At 65.1% G+C, this 12,813-nt stretch carries 9 protein-coding genes; 6 read left to right on the forward strand and 3 right to left on the reverse strand.

Features of this window, described 5'->3' with window-relative positions; translation table 11 throughout:
• The first annotated feature begins 59 nt into the window (after positions 1-59).
• Together metH and QYC26_RS11385 are read left to right on the forward strand one after the other, a co-directional pair.
• Positions 60-2,654, forward strand: a complete 2,595-nt coding sequence (metH, locus tag QYC26_RS11380; protein ID WP_317512339.1) for a methionine synthase — start codon at positions 60-62, stop codon at positions 2,652-2,654.
• Between the two features lie 26 nt (positions 2,655-2,680).
• The gene (locus QYC26_RS11385; RefSeq protein ID WP_317512340.1) at positions 2,681-3,604 is read left to right on the forward strand and encodes a right-handed parallel beta-helix repeat-containing protein; all 924 of its coding nucleotides are present in this window, start codon (positions 2,681-2,683) and stop codon (positions 3,602-3,604) included.
• A gap of 39 nt (positions 3,605-3,643) precedes the next feature.
• Here the strand turns inward: QYC26_RS11385 and QYC26_RS11390 are convergent, their stop codons facing one another.
• A complete protein-coding gene (locus QYC26_RS11390) occupies positions 3,644-5,281 on the reverse strand; it encodes an alkaline phosphatase family protein (RefSeq protein ID WP_317512341.1) in 1,638 nt (545 codons plus the stop codon).
• A 70-nt stretch (positions 5,282-5,351) separates the two neighbouring features.
• Between QYC26_RS11390 and QYC26_RS11395 the strand changes: the two genes are divergently transcribed.
• The gene (locus QYC26_RS11395) at positions 5,352-7,418 is read left to right on the forward strand and encodes a protein-disulfide reductase DsbD family protein (protein ID WP_317512342.1); all 2,067 of its coding nucleotides are present in this window, start codon (positions 5,352-5,354) and stop codon (positions 7,416-7,418) included.
• A 21-nt stretch (positions 7,419-7,439) separates the two neighbouring features.
• Positions 7,440-8,060 carry a redoxin domain-containing protein gene (locus QYC26_RS11400; protein ID WP_317512343.1) on the forward strand — a complete coding sequence of 207 codons (621 nt, stop codon included), beginning with the start codon at positions 7,440-7,442 and terminating at the stop codon, positions 8,058-8,060.
• Positions 8,061-8,084: 24 nt separating this feature from the next.
• Here QYC26_RS11400 and QYC26_RS11405 read toward each other — a convergent pair whose 3' ends face one another.
• Together QYC26_RS11405 and QYC26_RS11410 are read right to left on the reverse strand one after the other, a co-directional pair.
• A complete protein-coding gene (locus QYC26_RS11405) occupies positions 8,085-8,774 on the reverse strand; it encodes a DsbA family oxidoreductase (protein ID WP_317512344.1) in 690 nt (229 codons plus the stop codon).
• Positions 8,775-8,805: 31 nt separating this feature from the next.
• On the reverse strand, positions 8,806-10,548 hold the full coding sequence (locus QYC26_RS11410; RefSeq protein WP_317512345.1) for an amidohydrolase: 1,743 nt from the start codon (positions 10,546-10,548) through the stop codon (positions 8,806-8,808).
• Between the two features lie 57 nt (positions 10,549-10,605).
• Between QYC26_RS11410 and QYC26_RS11415 the strand changes: the two genes are divergently transcribed.
• The gene (locus tag QYC26_RS11415; protein WP_317512346.1) at positions 10,606-11,859 is read left to right on the forward strand and encodes a threonine ammonia-lyase; all 1,254 of its coding nucleotides are present in this window, start codon (positions 10,606-10,608) and stop codon (positions 11,857-11,859) included.
• Between the two features lie 169 nt (positions 11,860-12,028).
• On the forward strand, positions 12,029-12,808 hold the full coding sequence (locus QYC26_RS11420; RefSeq protein ID WP_317512347.1) for an arginyltransferase: 780 nt from the start codon (positions 12,029-12,031) through the stop codon (positions 12,806-12,808).
• The last annotated feature ends 5 nt before the right edge of the window (positions 12,809-12,813 follow it).

Below are 12,813 nucleotides of genomic sequence, written 5' to 3' on the forward strand. Positions count from 1 at the left end.
GCCGCCATCGCCCCCAAGATTTCTGCCTTCGCGGCAACGACAAAAAGACGGACAACCGAGTGACCCAATCTTCCGCCACTTTCGTAAATATTGGCGAACGCACCAATGTGACCGGCTCTGCCGCGTTCAAGAAGCTGATCATGGCGGGTGATTACGCCAAGGCCGTCGAGGTGGCGCGCCAGCAGGTTGAGAACGGCGCGCAGATCGTCGACGTCAACATGGACGAAGGGTTGCTCGACGCCGAACTGGCGATGACCACCTTTTTAAAGTTGATCGCGGCCGAGCCCGATATCGCGCGCGTCCCGATCATGATCGACAGTTCCAAATGGAGCGTGATCGAGGCCGGGCTGAAATGTGTGCCGGGCAAACCCGTCGTCAACTCGATCAGCATGAAGGAAGGCGAGGCCGAGTTCCTGGCCCATGCGCGCAAGTGCATGGCCTACGGCGCCGCGGTCGTCGTCATGGCGTTCGACGAGACGGGGCAGGCGGACACAGAGGCCCGCAAGGTCGAGATCTGCGAACGCGCCTATAAGCTGCTGACGGGCATCGGCTTTCCGCCCGAAGACATCATCTTCGATCCCAATGTGTTCGCGGTGGCGACGGGGATTGAAGAGCATAACAACTATGCCGTCGATTTCATCCAGGCCGCGCGCGAGATCAAGAAGCGCTGCCCGCATGTGCATATCTCGGGCGGGCTTTCCAATTTGTCCTTCTCGTTCCGTGGCAACGAGCCCGTGCGCCGCGCGATGCATTCGGTGTTCCTCTATCATGCGATCCCCGCGGGGATGGACATGGCGATCGTCAATGCCGGGCAGCTCGAGGTCTACGACACGATCGACCCCGCACTGCGCGAGGCGTGCGAGGATGTGATCCTCAACCGCCATGCAGAGGCGACCGATCGGCTCATCGCGCTTGCCGAGAAGTTCAAGGGCAAGGACGCCGCCGCCGAAAAGGCCGCCGAGGAATGGCGCGGCTGGGACGTCGCGAAGCGGCTGGAACATGCGCTGGTCAAGGGCATCGACGCGTATGTCGTCGACGATACCGAGGAAGCGCGCCTCAATTTCGCGCGCCCGATCGAGGTGATCGAAGGCCCGCTGATGGACGGCATGAACGTCGTTGGCGATCTGTTCGGATCGGGCAAGATGTTCCTGCCGCAGGTGGTGAAATCGGCGCGCGTGATGAAGAAGGCGGTGGCGCATCTGCTGCCCTTTATCGAGGCTGAAAAGGCGGCGGGGTCGAAGGCCAAGGGCCGGGTCGTGATGGCGACCGTGAAGGGCGACGTGCACGATATCGGCAAGAACATCGTGGGCGTCGTGCTCCAGTGCAACGGCTTCGAGGTGATCGACCTTGGCGTGATGGTGCCGTGGAGCGACATTCTGAAGGCCGCGATCGACAATGATGCCGACATGATCGGGCTTTCCGGGCTGATCACCCCCTCGCTCGACGAGATGGTGACCGTGGCCGAGGAAATGCAGCGCGCGGGCATGACGATGCCGTTGATGATCGGCGGGGCGACGACCTCCAAGGTCCACACCGCGCTGCGCATCGACCCGGCCTATAAGGGCCCGGTCGTCCATGTGCTCGACGCGAGCCGCGCGGTGGGTGTTGCCTCGACGCTGGTGAGCGATACGCAGTTCGAGCCCTTTGTCGCCAAGACCGCTGCCGAATATCAGGCAGTCCGCGAGGCGCGCGAGGGCAAGGGCCAGAATGCGCTGGTGCCGATCGAGGCCGCGCGCGCCAATGGCTTCCCCACCGATTTCACGCTGAAGCCGGGCGCACCGCTGAAGCCGGGCGTGCATGCGTTCGATGACTGGTCGTTGGAAGACCTGCGCAGCTATATCGACTGGACGCCCTTTTTCCGGTCGTGGGAGCTGGCGGGCAATTACCCCGCGATCCTCGACGACGAGATCGTCGGCGAAAGCGCGCGCAGCCTGTTCGCCGATGCACAGAATATGCTCGATGTGATCATTGCCGAAAAGTGGCTGACCGCCAAGGGCGTAGCCGCGCTCTGGCCGTGCCGCCGCGAGGGCGACGATGTGCTGATCGACACCGAACAGGGCGAGGTGCGGATGCCGTTCCTGCGCCAGCAGATCCAGAAGCGCGAAGGCCGCGCGAACATGTGCCTTGCCGATTTCATCGATCCCGCAGGCGACTGGATCGGCGGTTTCGCGGTGACGGCGGGCCACGGCATCGACGACCACCTGGCGCGGTTCAAGGCGGACAATGACGATTATTCGGACATTTTGCTGAAGGCGCTGGCGGACCGCCTGGCCGAGGCCTTTGCCGAGCGCATGCACCATTATGTCCGCACCGAGCTGTGGGGCTATGCGGCGGGCGAGCAGCTGACCAACGAGGCGCTGATCAAGGAGCAATATCGCGGCATCCGCCCGGCCCCGGGCTATCCGGCCTGCCCCGATCACAGCCAGAAACCGGTATTGTTCGACATGCTGGGCGGCAATCCGGGGGGCATCACGCTCACCGAAAGCTTTGCGATGTTGCCGACGGCCGCGGTTTCGGGCTTTTATTTCGGCCATCCGCAAAGCGAGTATTTCGGCGTGGCGCGAATCGATAAGGATCAGCTGGAAGATTATGCCACGCGGCGCGGCGTGAGCGTCGAACAGGCCGCGCGCTGGCTGCGGCCCAATCTGGACTGACGCGCTTGCGAGGGACCGTCCGCTTTGTGATGCCGGCGGTCCTCGCTCTGCTATGCGCAGGGCAATCCCATGCCGAGGATGGCGAAGCTGTACTGCCCTTCGTCCATGTCGAGACAGGCATAGGCCATGCGCGGCTGGCGGACGCGGTGGCGGCGATCGGCGCGGGGGAGGGAACGATCCGGATTGCGCCGGGAAGCTACCGCGACTGTGCCGAACAGACCGCAGGCACCGTCCGCTATCAGGCCCAAATCCCGGGCCAGACGATCTTCGATGGAACCGCGTGCCCGGGCGGCGGGGTGCTGGTGCTGGCGGGGCAGGGCGCCGAGGTGGACGGGATCATCTTCCAGAACATCATGGGCGATGCGGCCGCGATCCGGCTGGTGCGCGGTGGGCTCACCGTCCGCAACGCGATGTTCCGGAACAGCGCCCGCGCGATCATGGCCGGCGCCGACCCGGCTGCGCGAATCTGGATCGATCGGAGCAGCTTTGCGGAACTGGGCCCGTGTACGGGCGATGGGGCCTGCGGCAGCGCGCTTGAAACCAGCTATTACGGGACGGTCATCATCTCGCGCTCGGCCTTCGAAAAGGGACGGCAGAGCCATTATGTGAAGACCCGCGCGCTGCGCGTCGACATCACCGGATCGCGCTTCGACGATGCCGAGGGGCAGGCGACGGGCTATCTGATCGATCTGCCGATGGGGGCGACGGGGGCGATCCGCTCGAACAGCTTCGTCCTTGGCCGTAGCAAGGCGGAGGCGGGCGGCTTTGTCGGCGTGTCGACCCAGTCGCGCGACAATGTTTCGGACGGGCTGTTCATCACCGACAACAAGGCCGCGCTCGCCGGAGACGTGCCACGCATCTTGAGCTTCGTGCAGGATGCGAGCCTTCAGCGCGTGACGGTGGCCGGCAACGAGCTGGCGCCCGGAATCCTCAGCCGGGAAGCGCAATAAAAAAAAGCCCCCTTCCCGGATGAGAAGGGGGCCTGAACGTCATTTGCAGGTGGAGGCGGCGGTGCGATCGAGATCGATGCAGCGGCCGTCAATCTCCTCGACCGGGATCTTGAGATCGATGAGCGCGGCGAGCGTGGGCAGGATATCGACCGTCTCGATGCTGAGCGGCTGCTCGAAGCCGGGCGTGCCGGGACGGTAGAACAGGATCGGCACGCGGCGATCATAAATCCAGGGCGAGCCATGGGTGGCGACATAGCCCTGACCCGGCTTGGTGATCGGGGTGACATGCGGCTTGAGCAGCACGTTCAGATCGCCTGAGCGTTCGGGATCGAACGAGGCGCGGGCGCGCTGGGCGAGATCCCATTCCTCGACCGGGGGCTTGGGATCGGCGACGCGGCGCAGCTCTTCCTTGGTGAGCACGGCGGCAATTTGCGGATGCGCGAGGAGATGCGCGCGCGCCATCTGGAGGATGCGCGGACGTTCGGCATCGGGCACTTCGCGCGACAGATACCAGTCGCCAAAGGGGCCGTCGCCGTAGAAGAGCGGGCCCTTGAGCGTGAGGCCAAGCTCTTCGCCGAGCGCCTTGCCGAAATTGGCCGGAAGCAGCGCGACATCGGCGCGTTCGGCATCAGCAAAACCGCGCTGGCGGTTGCGTTCGGGCAGATCGTGGCCACCATGATCGGCGGTCAGCGTGACGGCATAGGGGACGCCGGCGGCATCAAGCGCGGCGAGGATACGACCGATATTGGCATCGAGCCCCACCATCTGCGTGCACATTTCGGCGCCGCTGGTGCCGAAGCCATGGCCGACATAATCGGTCGCGGAAAGGCCGACGATAAGCAGATCGGTCGACGCGCCCTGGCCCAGCTTCATGTCCTTGAGCAGCGCGATGGCGAGATCGGCGGTGGCGGCGTCGAAATCGACGGCGGCGCGGAAGCTGCGGAAATCCTCTGCCTTGCGATCGGCGAGTTCGCCCACCGACTGTTTTTCGCTGACGGGCACCGCAAAGGAGCGGCCACGGCACTGCGCGGGAAGCGCGGCCTTGTGCGGGCGCGCGATGGTGCCGGCGACGCGGGCGTTGATCTGATCGACAGCGCGCGGTTTTTCACGCTCGCTGCGCTCGGGCAGCGTGACATAGGTCTTGCCGCCCCAATACCAGATCTGATCGGTGTTGTGCCCGCCCATCATGACGGCGGCGCGGTCCTTTCCGGCGACCGAGACGACGCGCGCGGCCGGATCGGCCTGCTTCATTCGGTCCCCCAGTGTAGGCACCTTCAGCATGCCGGTGGTGACGACATAATTGTCCGATGTGCTGCCCGGCGCTTCGGGATTTTCCGAGCAATAGACCTTCTTGTCGTCGCGCTTGAGCGAGAGATCGAACCAGTTGTTCGCGATGATCCCCGTGCGCGCCGGGTGCGAGCCGGTGAGGATGGTCGAATGGCCGGGGCAGGTTTCGGTGGCGGCATGGCTCTGATATCCTGACGGAAAGACCACGCCGTCCTGCAGGCGGTGGAGCCCGTCCTTGAACATCGGACGATATTCGGCGAAGACATCGGCCGAGAACTGGTCGACGGAGATGGCGACGATCAGCTTGGGCTTCGGCGCAGGTTGGGCCGATAGCGCGATGGGGGCGGCAAGGGCCGCCAGCATCGCGCCGGCACGGGCTATGGACTTCACGAATATCTCCTTGTCGGCCGGGGGTGTAGCTGCGCTAGTATCGCGCGATGGTTGCTGGATAAAGGTTGCGATGACGTTGCTTCGTTTCATGCTGATGACATTGGGTGCGCTGGTGCTGGGTGGACAGGCCCTGGCACAGGGAACGGCGCCGCACATCACGCCGAGCCTTGTGGCCGAAAGCGACCAGCCGGCCGCCGGCAGCACGGTGACGCTGGCGCTGGCCATGAAGCCCGAAAAGGGGTGGCATGGCTATTGGAAGAATCCCGGAGATGCCGGGATCACCCCGCAGTTCAACTGGACGCTTCCCGACGGGATGACGGCGGGTGAGGCGCAATATCCGGTGCCCCATCGCCTCGTCCTCGGCGGGCTGATGAACTATGTCTATGAAGGCGATTATGCGCATCTGATCACGCTGACGCTGCCCAAGGGGCTGGCCGCGGGAACGCGCCTGCCGATCACGCTGGCGGCGGACTGGCTGGCCTGCACCGATCAGGTCTGCGTGCCCGAGAGCGGGACGCTGTCGATCGCGCTGACGGTAGGCGACGGCAAGGTCGATCCGGCGCGTAAAGGCCAGTTCGATCGCTGGCGCAGCCTGTTGCCCAAGCCCTTGGGAAGCGAGGCAAGCTTTCAGGTGGTGAACGGCATGTTCCGGCTGGGCGTACCGCTGCCTGCATCGGCAAAGCTGGGCGACGTCTATTTCTACCCCGAAACCGACGGTGCGCTGGAATATGCCGCGCCGCAGAGCGTGCGCCGCGACGGCGACATGCTGACCATCGAGGTAAAGGCGCCCGACAGCGCAAGCGGATTGGACGCGGTCCAGGGCCTGCTCGCGATCGACAAGGATCAGGGGCTGGAGCTGGACGCAAAGCCCGGCACCGTCACACCCGCTGGCGCGGTGGTGACCGGCGGGGGCGCGGCTGCGGAGGCTGGCGGCCTTGCCGGGAGCCTTGCGGCTGCATTCGGGGCGGCTTTGCTCGGCGGTCTGCTGCTTAACATAATGCCGTGCGTTTTTCCGATCCTGAGCCTGAAGGCGCTGAGCCTTGCGCGCTCGGGCGAGACCGCAGGCGCGGCGCGGCGCGAGGCGCTGGCCTATAGCGCGGGGATCATCCTCGTCTGCGTTGCGCTGGGCGGCGTGCTGCTGGGCCTGCGTGCGGGCGGGGCGGCCATTGGCTGGGCGTTCCAGTTGCAGGATCCGCGCGTCATCCTCTTGCTGTTGCTGCTGGTGAGCGCGATCGCGTTCAATCTGGCAGGGCTGTTTTCGCTGTCGAGCATCGGCATGGGCGACCGGCTGACCCGGCAGGGGGGCACGGCCGGGGCGTTCTGGACCGGGGCGCTGGCGGCGTTCATCGCGACGCCGTGCACCGGCCCCTTCATGGCGGCGGCGCTGGGCGCCGCGCTGGTGATGCCGCCTTTGGCCGCGCTGTCGATCTTTGCCGGGCTGGGCCTTGGGCTGGCGCTGCCTTTCCTCGCGCTTGGCTTTATTCCAGCGCTGCGCGCGCGGCTGCCCAAGCCCGGGCCGTGGATGGCGCGTTTCCAGCGTATTCTTTCAATACCGATGTTCCTCACCGCGCTGGGGCTGGCATGGATCCTCGGTCGGCAGGCCGGGGTGAACGGCATGACGCTTGGCCTTGGCGCGACGTTGGTGCTGGCGCTCGGCCTGTGGTGGATGGGACGCAGACAAGCCAAGGGCACCGGGCGCAGCTGGCTGGCGCTGGTACCGGCGCTGGGCGTGGGCATTGCCGCGATCGCGACGGTGGGGGGCACCGCAGTGGCGCCCGCCGCCGCCAGTACCGAGGCGCGCGCGCTGGATGCGAAACCCTTTACCGAGGCGCGGCTGGCCGCGCTGCAGCAAGAGGGCAAGCCGGTCTTCGTCTATTTCACGGCCGACTGGTGCCTGAGCTGCAAGGTCAATGAAAAGACCTCGATCGAGCGGCAGGACGTGGCCGACGCCTTCAAACAGGCGGGGATCGAGACGCTGGTGGGGGATTGGACCAATGGCGATGCGGCGATCGGCCGTTTCATCGAACGCCATGGCCGAACCGGCGTGCCGCTCTATCTGTTTTACCGGCCGGGCGCGGAGCCCGAAATCCTGCCCCAGGTCCTGACGCCCGAGCGACTGAAGGCGCTTGCGGCCTGACGCAATCTGACGAGGAGATGCATGATGAAACCGATCTGGACGCTGGCGCTGGCCCCCGCGATGCTGATGGCGACGGCGCCCGTGGATGCCGCGCAGAAAACGGGTGCACCCGCCGCCAATTTCCGCGCCAATGACGCGACCGGCAAGGTGGTGGAGCTGAACCAGTTTCGCGGGAAGACGGTGGTGCTGGAATGGCACAATCCCGGCTGCCCGTTCGTGCAGAAACATTATGACAGCGGCAATATGCAAAAGACGCAGGCCGCCGCGCGCGCCGACGGGGTGGTCTGGCTGACGATCAATTCGGGTGCGCCCGGGATGCAGGGCGCGATGTCCGGCCCCGAGGCGCAGAAGCTGATGAAGGCGCAAGGCAGCAAGGCTAGCCATTATCTGTTCGACCCCAAGGGGATCGTCGGCCATGGCTATGGCGCGAAGACGACGCCGCACATGTACATCATCGATCGCAACGGCACGCTCGTCTATCAGGGCGCGATCGACGACAAGCCAACCGCACGCAAGGAAGACATTGCCGGTGCGCGCAACCATGTGCTGGCGGCGCTGGGGGAGATGAAGGCGGGCAAGCCGGTATCGGTGAAGGAAAGCCGGCCCTATGGCTGCGCGGTCAAATATGCGGGCGCCAGCTGACGCCCGCATGCATGCCGGTTCCGGTCAGACGGTGCAGCTGTCGTCGGTGCACGAAACGCCGTGCTGCGGTTCGATCGCGGCCTGCTCTTCCTGCCACACGGCTTCTAGCGCCTGAAGGAAGACGGCCGGATCCTGCCCGCCCGAAAGCGCATATTTGCGGTTGAAGACAAAATAGGGAACGCCGCGCACGCCGCTGGCCTCGGCCTCGCGCTCATCGGCGATCACCGCCTGGGTGAACTGGCCGCTTTCAAGCGCGGCGCGCGCACCGGCGGGGTCGAGCCCGGCTTCGGCGGCGATCTCGACCAGCGCATCGATGCCGCCGAGCGAACGCCCCTCGACGAAGCTGCCGGCGAAAAGCCGTTCCATCACCTCGGTCTGGCGGCCCTGCGTAGCCGCATAGTGCAGCAACTCATGGCTGCGGCGCGTGTTGAACTTGCGCGCATTGTTGAAATTCATCGCAAGCCCGGCGGCGGCACCCGCCTGAAGGCATTGTTCGCGCATGGCGAGAACGCGGTCGCGCGGGATGCCCTTTTCAACGAGATAGTCGATGCTCGAGATCGCCAGCTCCTCGGGCATCTGGGGCGCGAGCTCGTAGCTTTTCCAAGAGATTTCGACCTGATCGCGGTGCGCGAAATTGTCCAGCGCCTGTTCGAGCCGCCGCTTGCCGACATAGCACCAGGGGCAGGCGATATCCGAAAAAATCTCGATCTTCATGGCAGGCCTTTCTTGGAGCGGGGAGCAGACGTCAGGGGCGCTTGAACACGGGGCGGCCGTTCACCCAGGTTTCGAGAACCTTGGTGGCGCGCACTTCGGCGGGCGTTGCCATCAGCGGATCGGTATCGAGAAGGATGAAATCGGCGCGCATGCCGGGCATCAGGCTGCCGAGCCGATCCTCGGCAAAGGCGGCATAGGCGCCCCCGGTCGTAAAGCCCGCCAGCGCCTGTTCGCGGCTGAGCCGTTCCTGCGGCTGCCAGCCACCCATCGGTTCGCCCCTGGCATCCTCGCGCGTGAAGGCGGCTGCGATGCCGGCAAAGGGATCGGGGCTTTCGACCGGGGTGTCGGACCCGAAGGCGAGCTTGCCGCCCGCGCCGAGCAGCGATTTCCACGCATAGGCACCGGCGAGCCGATCGGGGCCGAGCCGGGCCTCGGCCATCAGCCGATCCGAGGTCTGGTGGACGGGCTGCATCGAGGCGATGATGCCGTTCTGGCCGAAGCGCGCGATATCGGGGGTGTCGAGGATCTGCGCATGCTCGATCCGCCAGCGCCGATCGCCCTTATAGGTGAACGCGAGTTCTTCGATCGCGTCGAGCAGTTGCGCGTTCGCCTTGTCGCCGATCGCGTGGACGGCCACCTGAAAATGGTCCATCGCCGCGCGGCTCATCAGGTTGCGCAGCTGTGCGTCGGTAAAGAGGCTCAATCCGCTCTGTCCCGGTGCGTCGTGATAGGGGCGCTTCAGCCAGGCGCCGCGCGATCCGAGCGCGCCGTCGGAAATCAGCTTCACCCCCGCCAGTTTCAGCCGGTCTTCATAAAGCCAGGGCGTGGGGCCGGGACCGCCGATCGCGACCATCGCGGGGACGCCGTAGGCATAGGAAACGATATGGAGATGCAGCGCGCCGCGATCACCCGCGCGCCGGAAGGTCATCCAGTCGTCGAGCGAGGTGCCCATATCGGCGATGGTGGTGATCCCGTAAGACAGCAGCGCCTGCTGCGCCTTGGCGAAGGCGGCGTCGCGGTCGCGCGGCAGCGGTTCGGGCACATGCTTGCGCACAAGATCCATCGCGGCATCGACGAATATGCCGTTGGGGGCCGTGCCCGTTTTTTCGATCCGGCCGCCGGCAGGAGCGGCGGTCTTGGCGGTGATACCGGCGATCGTCATCGCCGCGCTGTTCGCCCAGCCGGCATGGCCGTCGATCCGTTCGAGCCAGACGGGGCGGTCCTTCACCACGGCATCGAGCTCGGCGGCGTTGGGGAAGCGGCCGAGCCCCCAGCTTTCCTGATTCCAGCCGCGCCCGATCACCCATTTGCGATCGGGATAACGCTGGACATAGGCGGTGATCATCGCCTGTGCCTCGGTCAGCGAGCGCGCGGCGGAGAGGTCGAGCGTCAGCGCCTGGAAGCCGACGCCCATGACATGCCCGTGCGAATCGACGATGCCGGGCATGAGCGTCTGGCCCTTGCCATCGGTGCGGAAATCGGGCCGCTCGGGGCGCTTGTCCTTGCGGTCGAGCAGCTTGGCCACCTTGCCGTCCTTGTCGATGACCAGCCCGTTGAAACGGACGACGCGGCCATCCTTGTCGAGCGTGACGCCGTTGACATTGTCGACCAGCCCCTCGGCAAGCGCGTGCCCTGGCAGAAAAAGCGCAAGGCCCGCCAGAAAGGCTGCGCCAAAAAGCGCTGAAATCGATTTGCGGGGGAGGGCGGCGACGCGGCTGTGCGGGGCCGTTGCACCGGCATTTGCCGCGGTGCCAGGAAAAGCGAAACTTGCCATGCCGCGTGCATAAGGCTTGTTTCCCCATTGGGCTAGATAGGCTAGGGGAGCCGCACTATGGCTACACACCCCGAAAAGAGCAGCAGCTCCGCCTCGCTTCCCGTCTCGCTGAACGATGTGCGCATGGCGGCGGAGCGAATTAGTGGCTCGGTGGTGCGTACGCCGACCTTGGTGAGCCAGACGCTGTCGAAGCTCGTCGGTGCCAAGGTCTATCTGAAATTCGAGAACCTCCAATTTACCGCCGCCTATAAGGAACGCGGCGCACTCAACACGCTTCTCCAGCTGCCGCAGGAGGCGCGCGACAAGGGCGTGATCGCGGCGTCGGCTGGCAACCACGCACAGGGCCTGGCCTATCACGGCGCGAAGCTCGGCATTCCGGTCACCATCGTGATGCCGCGTTCGACCCCGACGGTGAAGGTGATGCAGACCGAAGGGCACGGCGCGACCGTGGTGCTCGAAGGCGAGACCTTCGACGCCGCCTATGCCCATGCGCGCAAGCTTGAGGTGGAACGCGGGCTGACCTTCGTCCATCCGTTCGACCAGCCCTCGATCATCGCGGGGCAGGGCACGGTGGCGCTCGAAATGCTGGCCGATGCGCCCGATATCGACACGCTGGTGATCCCCATCGGCGGCGGCGGGCTGATTTCCGGCGTCGGTACGGTCGCCAAGTCCGGCGGAAAGCCGATCGAGCTGATCGGCGTGCAGGCGGAGCTTTATCCGTCGATGTACAATCGCCGTAACCACACCGCGCTGCCGTGCGAGGGCGATACGCTGGCCGAGGGCATTGCGGTGAAGCAGCCCGGCGATCTGACCGCGCAGTTCGTGGAAGCGCTGGTCGACGATATCGTCCTGGTGAGCGAGACACGTCTGGAAGAGGCGGTGAGCCTGATGCTCCAGATTGAGAAGACCGTGGTGGAAGGCGGCGGTGCGGCTGGCCTTGCCGCGCTGCTAACCTACCCCGAACGCTTCAAAGACAAGACGGTCGGCATCATCCTGTCGGGCGGCAATATCGACACGCGGCTGCTCGCCAATGTCCTTTTGCGCGATCTGGCGCGCGATGGGCGTCTGGCGCGCGTGCGCGTGCGGCTGCAGGATCGCCCCGGCGCGCTCTACAATGTCGTGCGCATCTTTGGCGAGCAGCAGGTGAACATCATCGAGATCTATCACCAGCGCATCTTCACCTCGCTCCCGGCCAAGGGGCTGATCACCGAGATCGAGTGCGAGACTCGCGACCGGGCGCATCTGGAACGGCTGGTCGAGGCGCTGCGCGTGGGCGGTGGTTTCGAGGTCAGCCTGGTGGAGCTCGGCTGAGCGAAAATGGAACGAGCGGCCGGGAAATTTAGCCCGGTCGCTCCGTTTACCCTGATTCTCATGCGGCATGACCCCGCAGATCATGGTAAACAGACTTTTAATTATTGCGCTTGAATCACATAGTCTGGAAAACCGTAAAAAAGCGGTCGTGAAAGGCAGGGCAAGGCAGGTGAGCGCACCATTTCGCTTTCCGCGATTCTTCGTAACCAGTCCGAGTCCGTGCCCCTATTTGCCGGGGCGCAGCGAGCGCAAGGTGTTCACCGAACTCGCTGGCCCGCACGCGTCCGAGCTGAACGATGCGCTGGGCCGGATCGGCTTTCGCCGCAGTCAGGGCGTCGCCTATCGGCCGAGTTGCCAGGATTGCCAGGCCTGTGTGTCGGTGCGCGTGGCCGCAGGGCGCTTTTCGCCCAACGCCACGCAGCGCAAGCTTTTGCGCCGCCACGGCGATATCGAGATTTCGGTGTGCAAGCCTTGGTCGACCGAAGAGCAGTTCGATCTTCTCCAGCGTTATCTGACGGCCCGTCATCCGGGTGGCGGTATGGCTGATATGGACGAGATGGACTATGCCGACATGGTCGAGCACACGCCGGTCGACAGCTATGTCATCGAATATCGCGAGCCATCGCAGGGCGGGCTTTCGGGCAAGTTGCTGGGCGCGTGCCTGACCGATTTCCAAGGCGATGGGCTGTCGATGATCTACAGCTTTTTCGATGCCGCGAACGAGGCACGACGCGGGTTGGGGACGTTCATCATCCTCGACCATATCCGCCGCGCGGCGGATATGGGGCGCCCTTATGTCTATCTCGGCTATTGGATCGAGGGATCGGAACGCATGGCCTATAAGGCGCGGTTCCAGCCGATCGAGAAGCTGACGGCTTCGGGCTGGCACGAATTCCAGCCCATATTCACCGCGCCCGACGCCAGGCCCGAAACCGGGCAGGGCGACTGACGCGG

Source organism: Sphingomonas sp. C3-2 (assembly GCF_033025475.1).
Taxonomy (GTDB): Bacteria; Pseudomonadota; Alphaproteobacteria; order Sphingomonadales; family Sphingomonadaceae; genus Sphingobium_A.

Excerpts from the sequence above, each read along its gene's own strand:
- QYC26_RS11400 (WP_317512343.1), top strand. The coding sequence starts at position 7,440 with ATGATGAAACCGATCTGGACGCTGGCGCTGGCCCCCGCGATGCTGATG.
- QYC26_RS11395 (WP_317512342.1), top strand. The coding sequence starts at position 5,352 with ATGACGTTGCTTCGTTTCATGCTGATGACATTGGGTGCGCTGGTGCTG.
- QYC26_RS11405 (WP_317512344.1), bottom strand. The coding sequence starts at position 8,774 with ATGAAGATCGAGATTTTTTCGGATATCGCCTGCCCCTGGTGCTATGTC.
- QYC26_RS11410 (WP_317512345.1), bottom strand. The coding sequence starts at position 10,548 with ATGGCAAGTTTCGCTTTTCCTGGCACCGCGGCAAATGCCGGTGCAACG.
- QYC26_RS11415 (WP_317512346.1), top strand. The coding sequence starts at position 10,606 with ATGGCTACACACCCCGAAAAGAGCAGCAGCTCCGCCTCGCTTCCCGTC.